Here is a 23,715-nt window from a genome sequence, read left to right as displayed (position 1 = left end):
TTTTTAAGGATAGATATATGGACATCAGTCAACCGACCCTACACACGACAACACATAAACATAATCGTAATTTCTGGATTTTCGGCCTGTTCTTCTTTCTGTATTTTTTCATTATGGCGACCTGTTTCCCGTTTCTGCCGGTGTGGCTGGCGGAGGTGATTGGTCTGAACAAAACCCAGACCGGGGTGGTGTTCTCCGCCATTTCACTGTTTGCCATTCTGTTCCAGCCGTTGATGGGGGTACTGTCCGACCGGCTGGGATTGAAAAAACACTTGCTGTGGGTCATCGCCATCCTGCTGTTTTTGTTCGCGCCGTTCTTTTTGTATGTGTTTGCACCGCTATTAAAGGTGAATAGCCTGTTGGGGGCGGTTACGGGCGGTGTTTACATCGGGCTGGTGTTTTCCGCAGGCTCTGCGGCGGTGGAAGCCTACATCGAGCGCGTCAGTCGCCAGAGCGGTTTTGAGTACGGCAAAGCGCGCATGTTTGGCTGCCTGGGTTGGGGATTGTGTGCCTCCACGGCGGGTATCCTGTTTAACGTTAACCCGGAACTGGTGTTTTGGATGGGGTCGGTCGCGGCGGTGTTGCTGCTCGTGTTGCTGCTGATAGCCCGACCGGAAGCCCACCCGACAGCACAGGTGATGGACGCGTTAGGTGCCAATCAGCCACAAGTCACGCTAAAAATGACAGGCCGGGTGTTCGGCGATCGCAAACTGTGGATGTTCGTCTTGTACGTGGTAGGCGTCGCCTGCGTGTACGATGTGTTTGACCAACAGTTCGCCAACTTCTTTAAATCGTTTTTCGCTACACCGCAGCAGGGTAATGAAGTATTTGGTTTTGCCACCACGCTGGGCGAACTGGCGAATGCGATCATCATGTTTTGCTCGCCGTGGATCATCAATCGCATCGGTGCTAAAAACACGCTGCTGGTGGCGGGGATTATTATGACGGTGCGTATCGTCGGGTCGGCGTTTGCGACCAGCGTGGTGGAAGTGGTCGCGCTGAAAATGCTGCATGCGCTGGAAGTCCCGTTCCTGCTGGTAGGAGCGTTCAAATATATCACCACCACCTTTGACACCCGGTTGTCTGCCACCATCTACCTGATTGGTTTTCAGTTCGCCAAACAATCGGCGGCGATTTTCCTGTCAGCGATGGCCGGGAATCTGTATGACCGTATTGGCTTTCAGCACACCTATTTAATCCTCGGGGCGATTGCCCTGACGGTGACGCTGATCTCCGCTTTCACGCTATCGGGTACACGTGGCGCACCGCAAGCGGCGTATCGAACCACGGTGTCTTAACGGCGTTCGCTCTTGGGTCGGCCGCCTCGGATGGCGGCCGAGACCTAAATAGCTTCGCCAAATAGTAGCTCACTTGAAGGGAACTCAGTCCAAAGTGAGCGATCTGATCAATCGCCAAATATCTCAAATCACTGACCGGACTGAGCGATGCCGATCATAGCAGCAATCCCTGATGAAGAACGCCAACTGATGTGCAAAGCAGCCCAACAAACCCACGATAAAAATTATGCCAGACGACTCATTGCCATGTTGATGTTGCATCGGGGAATGACCGTCACCGAGGTTGCCATACTGTTTTGTGCTGCGCGTTCATCCGTCGGAAGATGGATAAACTGGTCTACTTTACAGGGTGTTGAAGGACTTAAGAGCCTAAGACCCGGTCGAGTGCCTTGCTGACCGGTCGCCGAAGTATTTCGGCTGGCTGCGCTCCCGCTGGAACACGGAGTTCCTGACCCGTATCGTCAACCGGCTTTTTGACGTGACGCTTCATCGCCTCACCGTGCCACTCTGTACCTATACCTCAAACAGGCCGGTATGGTCTGTCGTAGAAGAGCCGAGCCGACGCTGAAAATAGTGACCCGCATTATGATGAAAAGCGGCTGTTATCGAGCAGGTGCTGGCTCAAGAGTCAGAGGCTAATCCTTTGTTTTATCAGGATGAATTAGATATAGACCTGAACCCGAAAGTCGGTGCCGATTGGATGCCCAAAGGGCAGCGGAATCGTATCGACACGGCTGGACAGAACCAGAAATATTTGGTTATTTATAAACACTTAACTTCATGTGATTATAATGTATAAATTAAATTAGATATTTTTATTTCAAAGTGCTTGGTTTTTGTTTTTGTGATAACTTATATAAACTTATTCTGCTTGATATAACACTTTCATGTTCCTTTATTATAAAGAGATAAAATTCTATATATATCTGTGATATTGGTTTTTTATTTTCCCATCATCTCGGGATAAAAATATTTGTTTCATATTCAATAAATTAATTACTTCATTGTTCTAGATCAATATATGATGGATTTAGAATGTAATTCTTGTTTTTTTATACATGTAGACATCAATAACTTATTGTTTTTTAATTCCTATTTCTGATTTTTTGTGAGTATTTGTTTTTCTTCTTGGGACTGTATTGTTTCTGGACTGCATTGACAGTTTTATCACATTGGCGCTATAAAAATTTTGAAGCTTAAAGATGGTTGTAAATTAAAATTTAACTATTTTGAAGCCTCGCCTTCTGCATATAACTATTTTGAGGAAGTAATGATGATTAATATTGATGAGATTATTGCGAATGTTAAGGATGAAGAATTTAAAGAAGCCAATGAACAAACTATGAATATGGAGAGAGAGGATGTTGATGTTTTAGGTCCAATGAACATGCTAGCCTTTGATCTCTAAAAATATCTAAACAGCCTTAGACAATACTAAGGCTGTCATTCATTTGGAGGTTGTTATGTTATCATTATATGGCATCAATTATTCAATAAAAAATATTTACCTTCTTTCTAAGAGATTTTCAGAAAAGAAAATAGAAAATAATGATGATTTGAGATGTGCGTACCTTAATTTCCTTAGCTATCATCAGCCTCGCCAGCCTGTTAATTATTCTGACAATAAATTCATCTATGACTCTGATGTATCAGATAGGTTAAAACTGATTTATCAACCGAGTAGTCTGAATGATATGAATCAAAATGACATCATTGGTGATTTACACTCAGAAAATGAAATAGAACGGCTATCTTCGATGATTTCTGAGGCAAAAGAACTTCTCACATATGAGTATCGTTTCATGGTCGATCTCATAATACATAGTTTTTTCTTCAGAAAAACAAGAGTATCAGGTAATACATCTTCATTTGGTGGTTCATCATCGACCGCTATCGGTGTAGTTTGGATAAGTGGTCATGGGAAACTAACAAAGTATGATATTGCTGAGTTTTTGGTACATGAGTTAACTCATCATTTATTATTTATAGATGAAAGATGCCATCAACAGTTTTTTTATAAAGAAATGCAAAAAAAAGAAAACTATGCGATATCAGCCTTGCTTGTTAGAGCTAGGCCATTGGATAAGGTTATACATAGTATTGTAGTTTCTTCAGAAATACTGAATTCTCGTAGATGTTTTCTTGGTGAGAATAGTGTTTCAATACATCCTAATACTCAGAATTTGCGCCAGAATACGCTTAATTCTATCGAAGATGTTCGCAAAATGCTAAACAGAGATGCTGTGATAACCGAGCATACACTGGATATCATTAATAGATGCGAAGAAGTTATCAATAGTCACGAAAATTTTAAGGTTGCTATATGAATAAATTAATTTTTGAAATGGCCAAGAGAATAGAGAATCGCTGGGTGATGAGTGATAATGATTATAGAATATTCCCAGATATCGCTAAAGAAGAAATGTCTCGGTATGAATTACATAAAGAATTTGACTATAAAGACATTATTACATTTCTGAATGATAGTTATGTGCAAAATGTTCAGATCAGTTCTGACTTTTCTGATCTTCATGTGAAGTTATTCGATAATGGAAAGTTTTATGTTGAAGTTCTTACATGGTTTGATAAAGACACAGCCATTCATGATCATGGATTTACTGGTGTACTACAGCAGTTAAAAGGTGTCTCTTTAAACGCCGCATATGGATTTAATGAAAGAAAAATAGTAAGTCAAAATCTTGCTCTAGGAAATTCTTGGCTCTGTGATGCAGAAATACTAAATCCTGGCGATTTTCACTCCATTTATCCTGGGCGAGAGGAAAAGCATGCTGTTTTTCATATAGAAAAACCAACTATATCTATTATAGTAAGGACCCATCCAATTACAGAATTACCTGCACAATTAAACTATTTCCCTCCATTTATAAGGGTGAATCATTCTGAGGCTGGTCTTGTATTCAAAAAAATGATTAATTTTTTTCTAAATCTGAATAGATATGACGAGAAATCATTTTCTTCAACACTACTAAATTCAATGGGTGCATGGAGTTACACGGAAAATTTTTGGGCTATAGTAAAGCTTTCTAGATTAATATTCACTCCAAATAACATAGATGTTATCTCTGCCTATCTAAATAGTTCGAAAAATGATATTGATCATGAGATCAGAAAAGAAATTATTGCCTCGGCTACTTTTAGATCATATTCACAATTTATAACAAACACAGTAAAGCCGAAGTTTAATGATTACTCTGTACGTCTTGCACTTTCTGCATTAGCTGCATGTTACACCGAGGAAGATTTAACTTTGATGGAGGGGAAGGTTGGAATTAATATTAAAAACACTATTGAAAAACAAGTTTATCCACATATATCTGTTGATGATGAAAATAAATTGAGGCGAATAATAAAATCTATATTTTTAGATTAGCTGTATATTATCAGGATAATATCAATGTAATTTATTATTTAAATTTGAATTTTTATGTGTTATAAGTTCAATAGGTGATAAGTGATTTAGTGAGTATTTAATGATCATAAAAAATTTTTGGTTTTTATCCAGCGTATTCCTTGTTGCGTTGCAGCAAGTATTGGTTGGGTTATCGACTTACTTTATAGGTGTTGCTGGCTACAACATATCAAGTAACATTGATAAAACGTTTAATTATATCGTGTTGTTTTATGCCAGCATCGCATTTTGCTATGTTTTTGGCTCTCTTTCTTTGTATACAAGAACAAGGCTTTCTAATTCTGTTTGGGCTGAATACTATTGTTGGGTATTTGGTGAGGTAATAAAGAAACCATCCCTCTCATCGCAGGATAATAAGAGGAGAACTCTCAATTGGATAGCGGGTGAATCTCTTCCAACTATCGAAGAGGCTTCATTTTATTATGTGGAAATTCTCGCTTTATATTTTAATGTGTTATTTACTATTGTTGCATTGATTTTTGTTTTGGGTGGGAATATATCTTCGGTTATTATCTGTTGTGTTGTGTTTTCATGGTTGCTGATTTACTATTCTAGTAAATCCATTAATAAAATGTCATCTGAAATACAAAATAGCAAGGTGAATGCTTTTCATGCAATTGATAAAATATGGGATAACGGTTTTTTTGGTTTAAAAAAACATTACTCTGAAGCGTTAAATTATGCGTCTGATAAACACTCAGTCTTTTTCTCTGTGCTTCAAAAATACAAAAAATTAGAGCAAATTTTGGCATGTATCCCAGTTCTTATTACTATACCACCGCTGGTTTATATTTCCTGGCAATCAACTTTGGTTAGGCCTGAAATTCTCGGTGCTATCGTTGCAGTCTTGCCAAGAACCATACAGCTTTTTCAAAGTATCAATGCTGCGAGTATGCATACAACTCAACTTATGCTAATTAAAAACAAGGTGAAGAATCTTCAACGATTCCCGTCCTCATTGGCAGAAGTAGATTATGAGGAAAATATTAATGATGATGATGTTATTATTCATAATCTTAGTGGGAATAATTCGAATCTATCTGTTCGCGAGTTCATTGATTATATATCCCATGGCTGTGCGTCGCCAGGGCGATATCGGGTGGAAGGGCCGAATGGTTCTGGAAAGTCATCTATCCTCAAGGTAATAAAAAAGATGACTGATGATTCTGTTTTACTCGGGCCGGAGAATAGTATAGGTATAGTCGATGTCAAGGGCTCTACAGGGCAAAAACATCGTGAAAATATTAATAGACTACTATCAGATGATGGTATTTCTATCCTTCTTCTTGATGAGTGGGATGCGAATCTGGATGCGAATAATACAATGGTGTTTGACAAAATACTTAATGACATATCACATGATAAAGTCGTCATAGAGGTAAGGCATAAGCATGTAGTAAGATAAAATGGCCTGTTGGCTACACCCAAACGCGTCACGATTATTCCTTGCTATGTATGCAAGTTGCCAAATCTTTTCTTTGGATCTGCGGTGAGGCTATGTCCGGGTTTTATCTCGAGGATAATGTATTTCGGGACATAGCCTAAACTGATTAGCCTAATTCTTAACAGTATTAATAGCCCAGATATCTTGTGCCAACCGATGGTCGAGTAAATAGGCGTAAGGCATATAGAAATAGCCGTTTTCTCCCACGTCTTTCCCCCATGAATTGCGGAATTTAAAGAGCTGGGTGGCGTTGTCATACCCGACGCACAGGACGGCATGGCCACCTTCCGGCTTATCTTTGCCACTGGGCAGGGGTACCACCACCGGCAGGTTTTTCAGGTCCATCCAACTGGAATAGACCGTAAAACCGAACACAAACGGAAAGCCGCAGGCCAGGCAGCCTTGCAAGTGTGACAAATCCTGATGCAAACGCTGATAGTTGGTGATGGTGTATTTCAATGCGTCCTGATAGCAGCGCTCCGGTGGCCGGGTCGCCGCCGGGGCGCCGGGAGGAAATTCACCGCCTTCTTCCTGTGCGGGGGTCGCCACATAGGACCACTCTTCTTCCGGACAGACTCCCAGTTTATGCAGGGTTTTGATGCCATCGCGCAGCGTAGCGCCCGCATCATACTTGACATCGCCTTCAATGGTGCGTTCGTTGTAGTAGATGAACAGCCGTGACGGTACAAAGTTAGGTCGCTCACCCATTTTTAACCGTTCAAACTGCACCGCACCTGCCAGTGCGTTGGCGGTACACGAGCCGACAGGGCCCTGATCGTAGACCTCAAAAGTGGGCGTCAGGTCCACTTTGGCGGGCAGCACTTTCAGCACGCTGGGGTCCGGGGTGTAGTGGTGGTCGCGAATGTCTGGGGTATCGGGAATGTAGCCCAGTCGGGATTTACGTCTTTTGGTTAACATAGCATCGCTCTCCTGATGGTAGGGTTCCTGTCCATTGTCGGCGATGGGGGTTATTCAGCTATCGGAATGGGTTGAGAGAAGATGACTGGCTGATGATCGTCTGTTGCAGGATGTGAGTGCGGTGTTATCGCGACCGGTGGCTAATCCGCCGTCGGCGGCACAACAGGCGGTTGATGCTGGCAGGCAGACCGTGACGCCGGTGCCATTGCCGATTACGATAGGCTGCTATCAAATGTGCGATAATGTCATAAAGAAATCAGGCTATTGGTAAGCGCACTGGCGTTAGAGATACATTTTCTATTCTTAGGCAATCACAGAGGAACAACATGCCTGCACCGATCAGATATGTTCAGGACAGTAGACAGTTGCCGGATCAGGCAGACGTGGTGGTGATTGGCGCTGGTATTGCTGGCGTGGCGGCAGCTTATGAGCTGGCGAAAAAAGGCGTCAGCGTGTTGCTGCTGGAAAAAGGGCTGGTGGGTGGCGAGCAATCCAGCCGCAACTGGGGATGGTGCCGACAGCAAAACCGCGATGAGCGCGAATTACCGCTGGTCATCTATGCGTTGCGTCGCTGGGAAGAACTGCAACAGGAGACCGGTGAAGATCTGGGCTTTCACCGTTCCGGGCTGCTGTACACCACGGTGGATCAGGCAGAAATCGATGCCTGGGACAACTGGGGTAAAATGGCGAAAGCCTACGGTGTGCGCAGCGATATTCTCAATGCTGAGCAAGCCAAAGCGATGACGCCGGGCAGTACCACCGCGTGGCTGGGGGGCGTGTCGTCGCCGACGGATGGTCATGCCGAACCCGCGCTGGCCTGCGCCGGGCTGGCTATCGCCGCGCAACGTCTTGGTGCCAGTGTTATCCAACAATGCGCTGTGCGCGGGCTGGATATCAGCGGTGGACGGGTCAGCGGCGTGTGGACCGAACGTGGCCGGGTCAAAACCTCCGCCGTGATTTGTGCTGGTGGTGTCTGGAGCTCACTGTTCTGCCGTCGTCACGGTATCGAACTGCCGTTGGGCAACGTGATTGGTACGGCGTTTCGTACCGCACCGATCGAGCAGGTCATTAGCCTGCCGTTTTACACCGCGGGGTTTGCCTGCCGCCCCCGGTCAGACGGCAGCTATACCGTATCGGTGTCCGGGCGCGGTCGACTGGAACCGGGCTTCCAGAGCCTGCGTTACGCCCGACAGTTTTATCCGACCTTCCGGGCGCGGCGTAAAAATTTGTCGTTCCGCCCGGGTATTAAACCTTTCCTATGCGGGCCGGAATCACGGGCAACCTGGTCATTCGATGGGGTGTCGCCGTTTGAGAAAACCCGTATTCTCGACCCGTTACCGGATATGGCGATAGTGAGCGACGGGCTGGCGGCGATGCGGCGTGAATACCCGGCGCTGGCCGCTATCCGCGCTATACAGGCATGGGGCGGAATGATCGACAGTACGCCGGACGCGATTCCGGTCATTTCAGCGGTGGAGAGCCTGCCGGGGCTGGTGCTGTCTGCCGGGTTCAGCGCGCATGGCTTTGGTATCGGGCCGGGAGCCGGTCGACTGGCGGCAGATCTGGTGACGGGGGATACCCCGATCGTGGATCCAACCCCGTTCCGCTACGCCCGACTGGTAGACGGTTCCGGGTTGAAAGCGCCGGGTATGATGTGAGGAGCATGACATGACGATAACGTTACGCGCCATGACGGCAGCGGATGCTGATTTCGGCTGGTCGCTAACCCAGCAGACGCACTGGCCGCACCGGCTGCAGGACTGGCAGGACGCGTTGCAGTTGGGGGACGGGCTGCTGGCGGAAGAAAATGGGCAACCGTTGGGAACCGCCGTATGCTGGCGCTGGGGCGAACGCTGGGCCACTATCGGACTGGTGGTGGTGGATGAACGGCAGCAAGGGCGTGGCATTGGTCGGCGGCTGATGGACGGGCTACTGGCTGGCCTTGAGGGATATCAGGTGCGACTGCACGCCACTGCGGCGGGGCAGGGGTTGTATGCCCAATTGGGATTTACGGCGGTGGGTGAAATCCATCAGTATCAGTGCCCGCAGTTACCGGCAATCGCTGCGCCCACGCTGGATGATGGGCTGCAACTGCGAGCCGCTACGCTGGCGGATGCCCACCACCTGTCGACGTTGGATCAACAGGCGCATGGGTTGGCACGCCCGGCGCTGATCGCCTGGCTATTGCGGCAGTCAACGGCGATGCAGGTACTGGAACAGCACGGCCGTATCGCTGGGTTTGGCGCGTTGCGACCTTTTGGCCGTGGGTATGTTATCGGCCCGGTGATTGCCGACAGCGCCGAACATGCCCGTGTGTTGATCCGTGCGTTGATGAGCGAGGTTGGCGGTGAGTTTGTTCGTATCGACACAGACGCTGCTCTCGGACTCGGGCACTGGTTGGCGGAGTGCGGGCTGCAACCGGTCGATGCGCCGGTCACAATGATCCGGGGCACACCGTGGCAGCCAGAGGCGGGGGGTATGCAGGCCTGGACGCTGATGACACAGGCGATGGCGTAATCAGGTAACGGTCCAGACGGCGTAGCGCCTGAGCACCCACTCTTGTACTTCCCGACGGAGCGGTTTATTTCCCCATCATGTCGGCCAGTTGCTTTTCATCGGGCAGGCCGACGACCTGTTGCAGCGCGTTGTCGGCATTCATGTAGTAGATAGCCGGGGTCACGTTAGCGCCCAGTTCGTCAAGCAACTGCTGGTTGTATTGTAGCTTTTTCACGACATCGGGCGGTGTAGCGTCCGGGAACGGTGGCACGGTTTTCCCGTTTGACAGTTCAAAGTCGTGCCAGGCTTGTGCCGGGTTTTTCGCACTGAGGATCGCAGCGGCGTACCGGCCGCTGTCCGGGCGGATAATCCCAACCAGTAATGTGTGTATCTGCACCTTACCGGATGCTACCCAGGGTTGAGCTTTTTCCCAGAACTGCTTGCAGTAGGGGCAGAATGGGTCAGCGAATACCACGATGGTGCGGGGAGCATCAGCCTTACCTTCAGCAATCCACGGCGCGCGCTCCAGTTTTTTCCACATTTCTCGCCCGGCGGGCAGGTAGAGTTCCTTGTCAATCAACTGTTCGCTCAGATTGTTGCCTTGCGCGTCGTACATGTAGCCGGATATCGCGTGTTTGCCATCTGGCGTCAGATAAATGGTGACGCCCATTTTTTGATATTCACCTAGCCAACCTTGCACGCCACCGGGTGCAGAAAACGGTTTGATAATTTTGATGCCCTGCTTTTCAAGCTGTTTTACCGCAGGCGGTATGGCGGTGTCGGCCTGTGCCGATACCGCAGCAAGCAGGGAGCAGAGCAGTAAATAACGGTATTTCATCCTGATGTCTCGATACGTTTTTATGTGTAGCGTGCCATGTGGTGAACGTCGGTAGGCCGAAGGGCCGCCACCGGGCGAGGTATCACCGACGCGCTTTTCAGCGATCATTCATTTACTGAATGGTGCGGTTACGCCCTTCGCGTTTGGCGGTATAGAGGTTTTTATCTGCCAGAGGAAACAGTTCATGCACCGTATCCACCAGGTGTTTACCCGCTACCTGCGCATGGGCAATGCCAATGCTGACGGTGACCGGCACATGCTGTTGGTTGAACAGAAACACGGTGTGCTGGATAGTTTGACGCAGTTCGTCGGCCAGCCGGTAAAACGCGGGCGGACTGTAGTTAAAGCACACGACGGCAAACTCCTCCCCGCCGATACGACTGACCAGCCCTTGAGCAGAAACCGTCCGTTGTATCACATTGGCGACCTGTCGCAGGATTTCATCGCCGCAGTCATGCCCGAAGCTGTCGTTGATGTTTTTGAAGTTATCGATGTCGATCAGCATGATGTTGACCGCATCCTGTTGCGATTTGATGTTCTGATCGTGCGTGGATAGCGCTTCGGTAAACCCGTAGCGCGACAAGGTGTTGGTCAAAAAGTCATGGCTGGCCTGTCGTAGCAGACGAGCGTTTAACTGGCGGATGGTTCGTGCGTTGGTTGCCATCATCAGCGGGCTGAAGATGGTGGCGGCGATACCGATGCGCGCAATCACGACTTGATGCATGAACATCGGGTCTTGTGGGTTATAGAGCGCGTAAACATGCTCGGCGGTCATGATTAACTCTGTCGCACCGACGCACAAGGTGATAAGCCGAATCAACCATAGCGGGTAGACAATCGCGCACCAGGTTAATGCGGGCAAGGGGAACGCCAGAATCGCGACCGGGCCGAGCAGCGGGGCGATGCAGATAGACAGCAGCAGTAACAATAATGGCAGAGCATCTGCCATTTGCAGCGACGCCGGGAGATGCAGCGGGATCCGGCTTTGCAGGGTTAACAACAGTGGCAGGAACAACACCGCGGTGTAGAACTGGTCGCTGAACCAATTGAGAAAATTACTGCGAAATATCGCCGCCGGGAAGGTGGGCCAGGGCTGCTGCGCCAAGGCACCGACAAAACCGCAGGCCAGAGCGGCAATCATACACGCGGCAAACACATACAGTGAGCTGATCATGTCGGTTTCCCGGCGTGTCAGGAGCCCCGGCCAGTTGAGCAACTGGGTGAGCACAACGATAAACGCGATGTTGGCAGAGTTGATGGTCAACGCGCTCACACCCCAGCCATAGAACATCGTATCTTGCAGAATCATCGCGGCGTAGGCGACGAGGTAATACCAGGGATTATTCAGGTATCGGCAGCGGTAAAACAAGGCCGCGATGATGATGTTCACCGGCCAGAATACGGATAAATCAATGTTGGATAACCGGGCATGCGCACCGATATTGCAACCCACCAGCGTCACCATGAAGACATTTAAACTGTTCAGCCCGGTGCTGCCGTTTTTAAATAAAGCCACGTTCAGATGCATGCCGTCAGTCCACTTTCAGGTTTCAGAGCCTTCCCCTGGTACTAATCGTTGTGACGTTGTCGCTATCTGGCTACAACGGTTCACACGTAGAGCCGGTATCATACAGTGTTATTGATAAATGATATGAAAAAAGCCCATTCTGCATTGTTTCTCTTTTATTCTATTTCTTTCAATTCGTTACGAGCGGATGCGGGCAATCAACATTGATCTGCCGTTGCCATGGGGGTTGGCTACTATCCAGTCGTCACCGATTTCTGAGCGCTTAGGATAGCCTGAAATCGGCGCCAGGATAATCCATATCTATTTATCTGGCCGTCCCTTGAGTCAACGACGACACAAGGGACAGCCTGATGGCGGGAAAAACGGGGTATCAGACGTAAGAATCGTCGTCGTCGTAAGAATCGTCGTCGTCGTAGGAATCGTCGGCAGAGAAATCGTCGTAGTCGTTACCCTGTGGGTCGTTGCTGACATTACTCCACTGGTCGTTGTTGCCTGTGCCGTTGAAGGTATCGAGGTTATCCGCGCTGAAATCGCGGAAGTTATCGCTGGCATTGCCCAGCGGATTGTCGTTGATCATCGGTGTTTCATTGATGATATTGACGATTTCCTCTGGCTGTGAGCGATGGAACATACCCGTCAGCATATCTGCCAGCACGACGCCGCCAGCCACACCAGCCGCGGTCTGCAATGCGCCGCTTAGAAAACCACCCGCGCGGGAAGGTGCCTGCTGGGCTGGCTGACCGTAACCTGCTGGCGGCGGTGTATATCCCATCGGCTGGCCGTAACCGGTGGGTTGACCATAGCCCGCAGGTTGACCGTAACCGGCCGGTTGCGAAGGCTGAGCCGGTTGTTGTGGCGCGCTGCTACGGCTGCCGCCGCCAAACAGACCGGCCAGAAAACCACCGCTGCTTTGCTGTGGGCGCGCAGCGGCTTCTTGTCTGAGCCGGTTAACCTCGGCTTCCAGCTCTTTCACGCGCTGATCCAGTTGTTTGAGCGCCGCTTCCTGAATAATCATCGCCTGCGCCATGTAGTAAGGTGCGGCGGGCTGCTGGCGAATATAGTCGTTGATTTGCTGTTCTGCCTTGAGATCCCGAGGGCCCGTGTTGGTCTCGGCTGTCTTCAGTCGGCTAAACAGACCATCAATAAGGCGTTGTTCTTCAGATTGCATAGGATTACCTCAAGAGATATTGGAGTGCAGACCGGCACACGGTGGGGCGGTCCTGCGGCTGTTTTATCACACCCTTCGCCGTCATCCTACTGTGTTCCCGCAGGCGAATACATGGATTGTCAGGTAAAGCTGCTTACAAATTTGTTACCAATTACAGCAAGTCGGCGTACGTGGTTGTGCCGATTTTCGTCTTACCTTTGCCGTTATTGATATTTTACCTGCGTGGGAAAATCGGGATTAATACATTTCAGCCGTCATCTGCTGCTATGGCGTGATGATGTCATGTTTTAGGTTCGTTTTACGAGCCGGTTTCCTGATTATCGACCATGAGGAATCACCATGTCCCCTTCGTCTTGTTGCGCTTGCTCCATGTTGAATGCCACGACATCTCTACATTTCATTACTGGAGTTAGCCATGAGTCACACCGAAACCTTGCCCGTACTCGATTTTTCTCTGCTTGAAGGCGTTGCCCGGCAACGCGCCGAGTTTCTGCAACGCCTGAATCACGCCGCACGTGAAACTGGCTTCTTTTATCTCACCCACCACGGCGTCTCGCCGGAATTGCAACAACGCGTTCAGCGCGTATCGCGAGCTTTTTTCTCTCTGCCGGATGATGAAAAACAGCGCGTGGCGATGATTCGCTCTCCCCATTTTCGTGGATACACCCTGGCAGGTGCCGAACGAACTCGCAGCGCGCCGGACTGGCGTGAGCAGTTTGATATTGGGGCAGAGCGCCCAGCGTTGCGCCTGCTGTCGGGCGATCCGGCCTGGCGGCGACTGCAGGGGCCGAATCAGTGGCCTGAATCGCTACCGGCGCTGAAAAGTACACTGCTGGAATGGCAGCAAGCCCTGACCCGGATTTCACTGCGCCTGCTGCGTGCCTTCGCTGAGCTTCTGGGGTTGCCAGTTACCGCGTTCGATGCGCTGTACGGTAATAAACCCAACGAGCATATCAAGCTGATTCGCTACCCTGGGCAACCAGTGGTAGGCAGCCAGCAAGGGGTTGGTGCGCACAAAGACTCCGGCTTTCTGACGCTGCTGTTGCAGGACGAGCAGCCCGGCTTGCAGGTGGAACTTGAGCCGGATAGTTGGGTCGACGCGCGTCCATTGCCGGGTTCATTTGTGGTCAACATCGGCGAGTTGCTGGAACTGGCGACCGACGGCTATTTGCGCGCCACGGTGCACCGGGTGGTTTCGCCGCCGCCAGGTCAGGAGCGCTTATCCATCGCGTTCTTTCTTGGTGCGCAACTGGATGCAGTGGTGCCGGTATTTCCACTGTCGCCCACGCTGGCAACACTGGCACGCGGACCTGCCAGCGACCCGAACAACCCGCTGTTGCGTGACGTCGGCTGGAATTACCTGAAAGGGCGCTTACGTTCCCACCCAGAGGTGGCGAAGCGCTATTACGGCGATGTATTACAGGCACAACAGCAGGCAGAGACCGTCTGAGACGTAAAATAATTACCGTTAATAAGGAATAAAAACATGAAAAATAATAAATTTTTTGCTCTGGCGGCAATGGCGTTGGCAATGGGGTTATCGGTATCGGCTCAGGCGGCTGATGCCTTGCGAGTGGCAGCGGACCCGGTGCCGCATGCAGAAATTCTGGCCCAGATTCAAAAGACGGATCCGTCACTGAAACTGAAGGTGGTGGAGCTCAGTGGTAACGTGAACGCCAATGAGTTACTGGCCAGCGGTGATGTTGACGCTAACTACTTCCAGCATGTGCCTTACCTGCGCGATCAGGAAAAAGCGCTGGGCAAAAAATTCGTGGTGGTAGCCACCGTGCATATCGAACCACTGGGGATTTATTCCCGCAAATACAAATCGCTTAACGAGGTGAAGGAGAATGCCACCGTGGCGGTGCCAAATAACGTCACGAACCTCAGTCGGGCACTGTACTTATTGCAAGGGCAGGGGTTAATCAAACTGAAGGCGGGTTATAACGACCCGGCGAAAGATCAGGCGACACCGAAAGATATCGCCGACAACCCGAAAAAATTGAAGATTAAAGAGATCGAAGCGGCACAAATCCCCCGCTCGCTGGATGACGTCGACCTGGCGGTTATTAATGGTAACTACGCACTGGAAGCAGGGTTGGTGCCATCCCGTGACGCGCTGGGGCTGGAAAGCGCCAGCCATAATCCGTACGCCAACATTCTGGTGACGACACCTGCGTTGCAAGACGATCCGCGCATTAAACAACTGGCGAAGGATTTGGAGTCTAAAGCGACGGCGGATTTCATCAGCCAACGTTATAAAGGGTCGGTGATTGCGGTGGCGGGGCAATAACGCATGATTCGCATCGAACGGTTGGGGAAACGCTACCCGGGCTGTGCACAGCCTGCGTTGGAAAATGTGTCGCTGACGATTCCCTCAGGGGCGGTGTACGGCATTCTCGGGCGTAGTGGTGCGGGCAAGAGTACGTTGATCCGTTGTCTCAATCTGCTGGAACGGCCCACCTCGGGCCGTATTCTGATAGATGAGTGTGATATCGCCAGCCTGTCGCCGCGTGAACTACGCCAGCAACGCCAGCGTACCGGAATGATTTTCCAGCATTTTAATTTACTGCATGCCCGTACCGTGCGGGATAACGTGGCAGTACCGCTGGAAATTGCCGGGGTTGGCAAGCTCGAGCGTGAGGCGCGGGTAACGGAGTTGCTGGCGTTGGTGGGGTTAAGTGACAAGGCGCAGTCTTATCCATCGCAGTTGTCCGGTGGTCAGAAACAGCGGGTCGGCATCGCGCGCGCGCTGGCGGCGCGACCGCGTTATCTGCTGTGTGATGAAGCCACCAGTGCGCTTGACCCAGAGACGACCGCGTCAATACTGGCGTTGCTGGCGGCGATCAACCAACAACTGGGGCTGACGATCGTGCTGATTACCCATGAGTTGGAGGTGGTGAAAGCTATCTGTGACCATGCCGCGTTGCTGGAGCAAGGGCGTGTGGCGGAAAGCGGCGCGTTACGGACCTTGCTGGCGGATCCGACTTCCCGTTTGCGACACGCGCTGCTACCGGATTTAGCCGCTGAACGTGCGTTTCTACGGCGTCATGGCATTGAGGAGAACGGATTATGCAAAGTCGCCTGAGCTGGGACGAGTTTTTCCCGATCATGCTGAACGCGACGCTGGAAACGCTCTATATGGTAGGGTTGGCGGCGTTGTTTACCGTGCTGGTCGGTTTGCCGACCGGGGTGTTGCTGTTTATCAGTCGACAGTCCGGTGTTCTGCCGCTGCCGCGTGTCAACGCGGTGCTGGGAAGCGTAATCAACGTTGGACGCTCGCTGCCATTTGTCGTGTTGTTGATTGCCCTGATCCCGTTTACCCGCTGGGTGGTAGGTACCACGTTGGGTAGTACGGCGGCGGTAGTACCCATTGCCGTCGGTGCGTTTCCGTTCTTCGCCCGCATTGTGGAAAATGCGCTGGCCGAGGTGGATAGCGGCCGGATCGAAGCCATTGAATCGATGGGCGGCACCGTCTGGCATGTGATCACCAAAGCGTTATTGCCGGAAGCGTTGCCGTCGATTCTGGCAGGCGTGACGTTGACGATAGTGATGCTCATCGGTTTTTCATCAATGGCGGGGGTGATTGGTGGCGGCGGGCTGGGGGATTTGGCTATCCGCTACGGTTATCAGCGTTTTAATCAACAGGTGATGGCGGGCACGGTGATCGTACTGGTGTTGCTGGTGCAACTGGTGCAGTCGCTGGGCGACAGGCTGGTGCGTCGGCTGGCCTACCGGCGGTAATTTTTTTCTCTTATCCACGATATTGCTGGTATTCAATCGATTGGCTATGAATAACCCTGAGCTCGGTAGCCGGTTTATCCACTGCGTGAAGGCAAGGATTTTACTCCACCAGATGAAACGGTAGAAACATTACTGAATTTGATTAAACAGGCGACCCGACAAAACACGAAGAAATAGTGAATAAATAGTGCTCGTTTGTTTTTGTGACTATTCATCCCTCAAACATGCGTTGTATAATTTTTTGTATAACGATTGAGGGGAAAAGATGAAACCATTTATTCAACGGGTAATGGCTATTACCTGCTTATGTTTATTACCATTTTTTGCTCAGGCATCCCGGACAGTGACGGATCAACTGGGGCGTCAGGTCACCATTGCCGATAACGTCGAACGGGTTGTTGTATTGCAGCATCAGACCCTGAATATTTTGGTGCAGCTAAACGCCACAGATAAAATCGTTGGCATCCTGGCCAACTGGAAGCAGCAACTGGGCGATAATTATGCGCGCCTGGTGCCTGCTTTGTCTGATAAAGCCGCTCTGGGTGATTTGACCCATGTGGATGCAGAAAAACTGGTTGCGCTGCATCCGCAAGTGGTTTTTGTCACCAACTATGCCCCGCAAGAAATGATCGACAGCATGACCCGTCTGGGGATTCCGGTGATTGCAATTTCGTTGCGCCATGATAACGATCCTGTTCAGGCGGCGAAGATGAATTCAACGCCGACTAATGAGGATGAGGCCTATAACCAGGGATTGCGCGAAGGCATTGCGCTGATTGGCGAGGTGGTGAATAAGCAGGCTGAAGCGAAGGCATTAATTGATGCGGCTTTTGCCTATCGCCAACGGGTCAGTGCGCGTTTAAAAGGCATTCCGGATAGTGAACGTGTGCGTGCTTATATGGCGAACCCGGATCTCACGACCTATGGTTCCGGGAAATACACGGGACTGATGATGCAACACGCCGGCGCACTGAATGTGGCGGCGGCAACGGTTCAGGGCTTTAAGCAAGTCGCTATTGAACAGGTGATTGCCTGGAATCCTCAGGTGATCTTCGTTCAGGATCGTTACCCTCAGGTGGTGAGCGAAATCACCACGATGCCGGAATGGCAGGTGATTGACGCAGTGAAGCAGCATCGGGTCTGGTTGATGCCTGAATATGCCAAAGCCTGGGGATACCCTATGCCGGAAGCCATTGGTCTGGGGGAATTGTGGATGGCGAAGAAACTTTATCCATCACGCTTCCAGGATATCGATATGAAGCAAGAAGCAGAACGTTGGTATCAGCGCTTTTATCGCACTCACTATCAGGGCAGCGAATAATGAAGGCGCTGGTGGCAGGCAGTTTACGGGCAGTCTGGCAACCGCTTATGGTGAATTTCTATGATATCTGGGGCCTGCGGGTGGAGACGATTTTCGGCCCGGCCGGGTTATTGCGTGAGCGTATTGAAAAAGGTGAGCCCTGCGACCTGTTTGCTTCCGCTAACCTAGGTCATCCCCTGGCCTTGCTGGCTGCGGGTATTGCCGGACAGGTGATGCCGTTCGCCACTAACCGACTGTGTTTGACCGTCGCCAGCAGTTGTATTCGCCCGGAGGATAACTGGTTGTCCCTCTTGACCCGTCCCACCTTGCGCCTGGGGACATCGACGCCTGTCTGTGACCCTTCAGGTGACTATACCTGGCAATTATTTCGCCAGATTGAGTGGAGCCAGCCCGGTGTCGGCCTGGCTATCCAGCAACGAGCGCAGTGTCTGGTCGGGGGCGAAGCGGGTGCCTCGGTTCCAGCCGGGGAGATGGCGGCAAGCTGGCTTATTCAACAAGGCATGGTGGATATGTTTATTGGTTACGCCAGCTATGCACCGCGTTTAAGAAAGATTGCGGGCTTAACGGTATTTGATATTCCTGCTGAGTTCAGCGTCCAGGCACAATACGCCCTGGCGGTCATCAATAAAGAGGCAGAGTCTCTGGCCGCATTTCTGGGTTCGCCTGTCGCTCAACGGATCCTCAGTGAATGGGGTTTCGGTCCCGGCTCAGGCGGCTGATGTCTTGCGGGTGGCGGCGGACCCGGCTATCCGCTACGGTTATCAGCGTTTTAATCAACAGGTGATGGCGGGCATGGTGATCGTACTGGTGTTGCTGGTGAAACTGGTGCCGTCGCTGGGTGACAGGCTGGTGCGTCGGTTGGCCTACCGACGGTAATCTTTTTACCTTATCCACGATATTGCTGGCATCCAATCGATTGGCTATGAATAACCCTGAGCCCGGTAACCGGTTTATCCACTGCGTGAGAGCAAAAGTCGCATAAAAAAACAACGCGCACGATATTTATCCTGCCAGTGAGGAGAATATAAAATAATCAGGTCGGATGAGTCAGGTAATTTCTAGGAGTATTCCATATTCTTTTTATTTCCAGCTTTGCTTTAATCACTCCCGAGGCGGTTACCTGAACGCTTCAGTTATTAACCAGAATATAAAACGTTATGTCTGGTTAATCGCAAATGACTTGTTAAAGGAAATTCATAATGAATATGAAACCTCTGTTTTTAGGCGTTATCCTGGCTGCTTCTTACGCTCACGCTGCATCTACTGAAGTGAGCGCCAAACCGGTAACCGGAACGGCCACCAGCGCGGAAGTGAAAACCACACCCGTCGCAGACGCTACAGCGAGTCAGGAGGCGAACAATAAAACGCTAACGGCGCAGCAAACAGCAACGGATAAATCGCTCAATAAGCATAGCGATAAAAAAGTGATGCATAAAAAAGTCACGACAGAGGAAAAAGAAAAGACGGCGGCAGAAAAGGTAGGAAAAGAAAAAACAGCGGAACATAAAATAACCGCAGAGAAAAAGAAAAATACCACCGATGAGAAAAAAGAAACGACACCGGCAACATCAAGTCCGGCTAAAACAGAATAGTTTTTATTAATTAGAAAAAGCATTATGCCAGCCACTGAAGGGAGTCAGTCGTAGCGTAAACGGATAGCTGAAACGGTATTATCGGGCTGGCCCCCTTATTCCCCCGGCTGGTCATCGTCTGTTTTTTGCCTGATGCAGAGAACAGGTGCGATGCCCGGCCGGGACTCGTTAACAGGGTATTTATTGATGCGGTGTATCCTGCTTCACCGCAACGGCCGCTTCAGCGTTACTGCGCCAGCGCGCAGCTCACATCCAGAATTTCTTCTGCGGAACCCCGATTGAACATACCGATGAAGTCACGCCGTACTGCCAGCAGGATCAGTTCGCCCTGCGCGTTGGCGGTGAGCGCCAGACCGTAGTTTTCCATGTTGTCCCCACGGGCCTGTACATATTGATTGAGCAGCTTGAACGGGTCGGAGCGCGTCAGGTCGCTGCCGTTGAGTTTGGTGGCCAGATAGTCGTGCTCCAGCAGTGGCTGGCCGAGGGCGACCCAGTCGTAACCGATGTGTGCATTTTGGGCGCGCAGCGTTTGGTAGACCTCGGGTTTCAGGCAGGAAATATGAATATGCAATTGGCCTTGTGTGCGGCCATACAGCGAATTGATTGCCAGCCCCAGCTTATCGTCGCTGATCGGTTTACCCATCTGGATCGAGAGTCTGTCGCGGTAACTCCAGGCGGCGGCAAAATAGGCAGGTGTGCCGGGTTGCAACAGCAACGGGCTTTCAATACCGCTGATGCGGTCGGTTGGGATCAGCAGATTGTGATACGGGCCGCGCCTGTCTTTGAACAAGGCGTAATGGCCTTGCAGATTGACATCCAGACAAGGGGCAGGCGAGTGGTTGTTCTGCTGGTTGGGAACGCACTGCTGGCTGACGAACTGCCACAAGGCATTACCATTACCGCGCCGGGCGAAAGGTTGCCAGAAATAGAGCAGCAGGGCGACCAACAATAACGTAACGATCAAACCAATAAGGTACTTTTTGCGTATCATAACGTTGCGTGTCATAGCGCGATTCCATCAAAGGGGAGACTGTCGGGGTATAGGTGACAGTGCCATTGTCGCAAGGCGAGCGTTTTCACGGCTATCCGTTATCAAGATAAATCGTTTCAAGATAAGTCGTTGCCAGGTGGTTCATCGTGTGACGGCTGGTCACATCGTGCCGCGTACAGATGGCGCTATGATGACAGTCGCGGCGATGGGCGACACCGCTTATGCGTTCTTTATGCGCTCTCGTTGATCAAGGTGCGGATAGCGTCAACGACCTCTTCCACCAGCAGGCTGCGGGCATGCTGGGGCGGGAAAATCGCCATGTAGGCGACGTCGATTTTGGGTTCAAACGGTTTGATCAAAAGCTGGGCTTCGCTGGTGCGGGCGGTAATGGCATCGACAATACCGACCCCCAGTCCTGCGCCTGCCATAACACAACAGTGGCGCAGCGAGGTTTCAATTGGGCTTTGCAAGGCGATGTCTTGGGCGGTGATGGCCTGCGCCAGTTGTTCCCGCAACACGGTTTTGCGCCCGGGGAGGATAGCGCGGTGGTAGTTCAGGTCGTCCAGAATAATGCCGGTACGTTCCGCCAGTGGGTGGCCGGGGGCGACAACGGCAACCGCCTGCGCAACGCCCAGCAGTTCAGCCTGCAACCCTTTGATGGCCGGTGTACTGTTGATAAAGCCAATGTCGTATTGATTACTGAGCACCATTTCGGTGATCGATAATGTACTTTCCACATCCATCGACAGCGCTACGTCCGGGTATTTTTTCAGCATTGACGGGAAAATACGCTCGGTACACAGATTGGCAAGCGCGGATACCGCGCCGATGCGCAGGACACTGCCTTTAGCGTGCCGGATATCGTCCGCCACCCGCAGAATGTGATCCAGCCCCAGATACAGTCGTTCTATTTCACGAAAAAGCTTCAGCGCCTCTTCTCGGGGTTCCAACCCCCGGCCATCCCTGTCAAACAGCTTTAGTTTAACCGCGTATTCAAAATCCTTAATCAGGCGGCTGACCGCCGGTTGGGTAATATTCATGATGTTGGCGGCTTGTGTGATGCCGCCGGTCAAAATCACTTTATGGAATGCTTCAACCTGCCTTAAGTTGATACGGCTCATAGATGTTACCAACCATAATGTTTATTTATGTATTCGGTACAAAATGCGATTTTTAATTATTTTAATCACCACGTAGACTCCATCTACAAGGTTACAGTTTGTCATAGGTTTGAGCAAAACGTGATAAATACGAATGCGAGATGGATCTGAATCTAAAGGAGTAACCATGAAAGGAATGTTGTTTGCCGCCAGTCTGATGACGCTGATGATGCCCATCGCGCAGGCAGCAGATTTGACGATTGGACTCGCGTCATCCACGACCTCGATGGATCCGCAGTTTTATGTCGGCGGTGCGAACAGCGCCATGGCCCGTAATTTATTTGACGGGTTGGTTAACCAAAACGAAAAACAACAGATTGTTCCTGCTCTGGCGGTATCGTGGAAAGCCATTGACGATACCACCTGGCAGTTTGCATTGCGACCCAACGTCAAATTTCACGATGGCACCGACTTTAGCGCCCGGGATGTGGTCGCCAGTGTGAAACGCGTCGCGTTAGCGGCGAAAAATAGCCCCAGCGCCTATACGCCTTACGTGGCGGATATCAGCGAGATCCGTGAAGTCAATCCGCTGACGGTAGAAATCAAAACCAAAGGCCCGGCGGCGCTGTTGCTCAACAATTTAAGCCGTATCGCTATTTTACCGGCTCGTCTGGCTGACCAGCCGACAGAGGTGCTAAACAGCGGTAAAGACGTGATTGGCACCGGCCCATTCAAATTTGTTTCCTACACCCCGGATGACAAGGTGGTGTTGAGCCGAAACGATCATTACTGGGGCAGCAAAGCCGAGTGGGACACCGTTACGCTGCGCGTCATCAAAAACAGCAGTGCCCGTATCGCCGCGTTGCTCTCCGGTGATGTGGACATGATAGAAAGCGTACCAACGGCGGATCGCGCCACCATTGCCCGTCAACAGGCGTTTGTGACCGAATCAGTACCGGGTAACCGTATTTTGTATCTGCACCCGGATCAGGACAGGGAGATATCGCCGTTCGCTAAAGGCGATGACGGTAAAAACCCGCTGCGAAACGTGGCGGTGCGTCAGGCGATGTCGTTGGCTATTAACCGTGACGCATTGGTAGAGCGCATTCTCGACGGTCAGGGTCTGGCGTCGTCACAGCTGGTGCCGAAAGGGTATCCGGGGTATTCCGCCCACATACCCGCACCGGTTTATGACCTGAAACAGGCAAAACAAAAACTGGCGGCGGCAGGCTACCCGAACGGGTTTACCCTGACGTTCCATGCTTCAAACGATCGTTACCCCAACGACGCCAAGATTGCACAGGCGTTAGGGCAGATGTTCACGCAGGCGGGTATCAAGACCGAGGTGGTCACCATGCCCGGCAACGTCTACTTCGCCAAGGCGGCGCAGCGTGAGTTCAGCCTGGTGATGGGCGGGGCGGCGATCGAAACCGGCGAGGCGTCCGGTGTGTTGGGGCCGTTGCTGGAAACCTTTGGCCCGAATGCCGGGCAGGGGAATCGGGGGCGGTATTCCAATCCTGAATTTGACAAGCTGCTGAGTCAGGCTCGCGCCACGCTGAATGAACAGCAACGCGATGCACTGTTGCAGCAGGCAAGCGAATTGGCGATGAAAGAGCAAGGGGTGATCCCACTGCTGTTTCTTTCCAATACCTGGGCAATGAAAAAAGGCTATAGCTACGTGGGCCGCACAGACGGCTACACATTGCCCTATTTTGTTCACAAGCAGTAAACGGTGAGTATTTCACCCGATACTGGTGGTGGATAGAAAAATGTAGTGCGATTTTTACGTTAACACCAGGGTTCTCCCATCAGGCCGTGTCCCGCCGCATTCGTGGTGGGACACCCAG

General features: G+C 50.8%; 21 protein-coding genes and 2 pseudogenes. 17 read left to right on the top strand and 6 right to left on the bottom strand.

Annotated elements, in window-relative coordinates:
* Positions 1-17: 17 nt before the first annotated feature.
* The 6 genes and pseudogenes from DZE2538_RS11840 (at position 18) to DZE2538_RS11825 (ending at position 6,133) form a co-directional block, all read left to right on the top strand.
* Complete coding sequence (locus tag DZE2538_RS11840) at positions 18-1,298, top strand: MFS transporter (protein ID WP_038916440.1); 1,281 nt, start codon at positions 18-20, stop codon at positions 1,296-1,298.
* A gap of 147 nt (positions 1,299-1,445) precedes the next feature.
* A pseudogene (locus tag DZE2538_RS20385) lies at positions 1,446-2,052 on the top strand (helix-turn-helix domain-containing protein); the annotation flags it as partial.
* Between the two features lie 516 nt (positions 2,053-2,568).
* Positions 2,569-2,706 carry a hypothetical protein gene (locus tag DZE2538_RS21035; protein WP_161624056.1) on the top strand — a complete coding sequence of 46 codons (138 nt, stop codon included), beginning with the start codon at positions 2,569-2,571 and terminating at the stop codon, positions 2,704-2,706.
* A gap of 55 nt (positions 2,707-2,761) precedes the next feature.
* On the top strand, positions 2,762-3,625 hold the full coding sequence (locus tag DZE2538_RS20035; protein ID WP_050568678.1) for an aKG-HExxH-type peptide beta-hydroxylase: 864 nt from the start codon (positions 2,762-2,764) through the stop codon (positions 3,623-3,625).
* Positions 3,622-4,689, top strand: coding sequence for a hypothetical protein (locus DZE2538_RS11830; protein WP_038916439.1), 1,068 nt, complete (start codon positions 3,622-3,624; stop codon positions 4,687-4,689). Before DZE2538_RS20035 ends, DZE2538_RS11830 begins: the two co-directional genes overlap by 4 nt.
* Positions 4,690-4,789: 100 nt before the next feature.
* Positions 4,790-6,133 carry an ATP-binding cassette domain-containing protein gene (locus DZE2538_RS11825; protein ID WP_038916437.1) on the top strand — a complete coding sequence of 448 codons (1,344 nt, stop codon included), beginning with the start codon at positions 4,790-4,792 and terminating at the stop codon, positions 6,131-6,133.
* A 150-nt stretch (positions 6,134-6,283) separates the two neighbouring features.
* Here DZE2538_RS11825 and DZE2538_RS11820 read toward each other — a convergent pair whose 3' ends face one another.
* Complete coding sequence (locus DZE2538_RS11820; protein ID WP_038916436.1) at positions 6,284-7,090, bottom strand: C1 family peptidase; 807 nt, start codon at positions 7,088-7,090, stop codon at positions 6,284-6,286.
* Positions 7,091-7,416: 326 nt separating this feature from the next.
* Here DZE2538_RS11820 and DZE2538_RS11815 point away from each other — a divergent pair, with 326 nt between their 5' ends.
* Complete coding sequence (locus tag DZE2538_RS11815) at positions 7,417-8,748, top strand: NAD(P)/FAD-dependent oxidoreductase (RefSeq protein ID WP_038916435.1); 1,332 nt, start codon at positions 7,417-7,419, stop codon at positions 8,746-8,748.
* 10 nt (positions 8,749-8,758) lie between these two features.
* The gene (locus DZE2538_RS11810; RefSeq protein ID WP_038916434.1) at positions 8,759-9,607 is read left to right on the top strand and encodes a GNAT family N-acetyltransferase; all 849 of its coding nucleotides are present in this window, start codon (positions 8,759-8,761) and stop codon (positions 9,605-9,607) included.
* Between the two features lie 64 nt (positions 9,608-9,671).
* Here the strand turns inward: DZE2538_RS11810 and dsbG are convergent, their stop codons facing one another.
* The 3 genes from dsbG to DZE2538_RS11795 all read right to left on the bottom strand — a co-directional run bounded on the left by dsbG (position 9,672) and on the right by DZE2538_RS11795 (position 13,120).
* Positions 9,672-10,424, bottom strand: a complete 753-nt coding sequence (gene dsbG, locus DZE2538_RS11805; RefSeq protein ID WP_019846017.1) for a thiol:disulfide interchange protein DsbG — start codon at positions 10,422-10,424, stop codon at positions 9,672-9,674.
* Positions 10,425-10,536: 112 nt separating this feature from the next.
* Entirely contained in the window at positions 10,537-11,952 is a 1,416-nt protein-coding gene (locus DZE2538_RS11800; RefSeq protein ID WP_038914252.1) for a GGDEF domain-containing protein, read from the bottom strand.
* 370 nt (positions 11,953-12,322) lie between these two features.
* On the bottom strand, positions 12,323-13,120 hold the full coding sequence (locus DZE2538_RS11795) for a DUF2076 domain-containing protein (protein ID WP_038916433.1): 798 nt from the start codon (positions 13,118-13,120) through the stop codon (positions 12,323-12,325).
* A gap of 415 nt (positions 13,121-13,535) precedes the next feature.
* On the opposite strand from DZE2538_RS11795, the gene DZE2538_RS11790 reads away from it, so the two are divergent.
* The 8 genes and pseudogenes from DZE2538_RS11790 (at position 13,536) to DZE2538_RS11760 (ending at position 19,777) form a co-directional block, all read left to right on the top strand.
* Positions 13,536-14,570, top strand: a complete 1,035-nt coding sequence (locus DZE2538_RS11790; RefSeq protein ID WP_038916432.1) for an isopenicillin N synthase family dioxygenase — start codon at positions 13,536-13,538, stop codon at positions 14,568-14,570.
* Between the two features lie 36 nt (positions 14,571-14,606).
* Positions 14,607-15,413, top strand: a complete 807-nt coding sequence (locus tag DZE2538_RS11785) for a MetQ/NlpA family ABC transporter substrate-binding protein (protein WP_038916431.1) — start codon at positions 14,607-14,609, stop codon at positions 15,411-15,413.
* A gap of 3 nt (positions 15,414-15,416) precedes the next feature.
* Positions 15,417-16,208, top strand: coding sequence for a methionine ABC transporter ATP-binding protein (locus DZE2538_RS11780; protein WP_019846023.1), 792 nt, complete (start codon positions 15,417-15,419; stop codon positions 16,206-16,208).
* Positions 16,193-16,864 carry a methionine ABC transporter permease gene (locus DZE2538_RS11775; RefSeq protein ID WP_038916430.1) on the top strand — a complete coding sequence of 224 codons (672 nt, stop codon included), beginning with the start codon at positions 16,193-16,195 and terminating at the stop codon, positions 16,862-16,864. The genes DZE2538_RS11780 and DZE2538_RS11775 overlap by 16 nt, the downstream gene beginning before the upstream one ends.
* Before the next feature lie 265 nt (positions 16,865-17,129).
* Positions 17,130-18,185, top strand: a complete 1,056-nt coding sequence (locus DZE2538_RS11770; protein WP_038916429.1) for an ABC transporter substrate-binding protein — start codon at positions 17,130-17,132, stop codon at positions 18,183-18,185.
* On the top strand, positions 18,185-18,904 hold the full coding sequence (locus DZE2538_RS11765; protein WP_038916428.1) for a substrate-binding domain-containing protein: 720 nt from the start codon (positions 18,185-18,187) through the stop codon (positions 18,902-18,904). Before DZE2538_RS11770 ends, DZE2538_RS11765 begins: the two co-directional genes overlap by 1 nt.
* 19 nt (positions 18,905-18,923) lie before the next feature.
* Positions 18,924-19,061: pseudogene (locus DZE2538_RS20885) on the top strand (metal ABC transporter permease); the annotation flags it as partial.
* A gap of 323 nt (positions 19,062-19,384) precedes the next feature.
* Positions 19,385-19,777 carry a prolipoprotein diacylglyceryl transferase gene (locus DZE2538_RS11760; protein ID WP_019846027.1) on the top strand — a complete coding sequence of 131 codons (393 nt, stop codon included), beginning with the start codon at positions 19,385-19,387 and terminating at the stop codon, positions 19,775-19,777.
* 226 nt (positions 19,778-20,003) lie between these two features.
* Here the strand turns inward: DZE2538_RS11760 and DZE2538_RS11755 are convergent, their stop codons facing one another.
* Both DZE2538_RS11755 and DZE2538_RS11750 read right to left on the bottom strand, forming a co-directional pair.
* On the bottom strand, positions 20,004-20,783 hold the full coding sequence (locus DZE2538_RS11755) for a CDP-diacylglycerol diphosphatase (RefSeq protein ID WP_038916426.1): 780 nt from the start codon (positions 20,781-20,783) through the stop codon (positions 20,004-20,006).
* A 215-nt stretch (positions 20,784-20,998) separates the two neighbouring features.
* Positions 20,999-21,889: a LysR substrate-binding domain-containing protein gene (locus tag DZE2538_RS11750; protein ID WP_019846029.1), complete on the bottom strand. Its 891-nt coding sequence runs from the start codon at positions 21,887-21,889 to the stop codon at positions 20,999-21,001.
* A gap of 166 nt (positions 21,890-22,055) precedes the next feature.
* On the opposite strand from DZE2538_RS11750, the gene DZE2538_RS11745 reads away from it, so the two are divergent.
* Positions 22,056-23,597, top strand: coding sequence for an ABC transporter substrate-binding protein (locus tag DZE2538_RS11745; RefSeq protein ID WP_038916425.1), 1,542 nt, complete (start codon positions 22,056-22,058; stop codon positions 23,595-23,597).
* The last annotated feature ends 118 nt before the right edge of the window (positions 23,598-23,715 follow it).

Source organism: Dickeya zeae NCPPB 2538 (assembly GCF_000406165.1).
GTDB lineage: Bacteria > Pseudomonadota > Gammaproteobacteria > Enterobacterales > Enterobacteriaceae > Dickeya > Dickeya zeae.
Note: the sequence above shows the minus strand (reverse complement) of the source record. Positions and strands in the feature narration are given on the sequence as shown.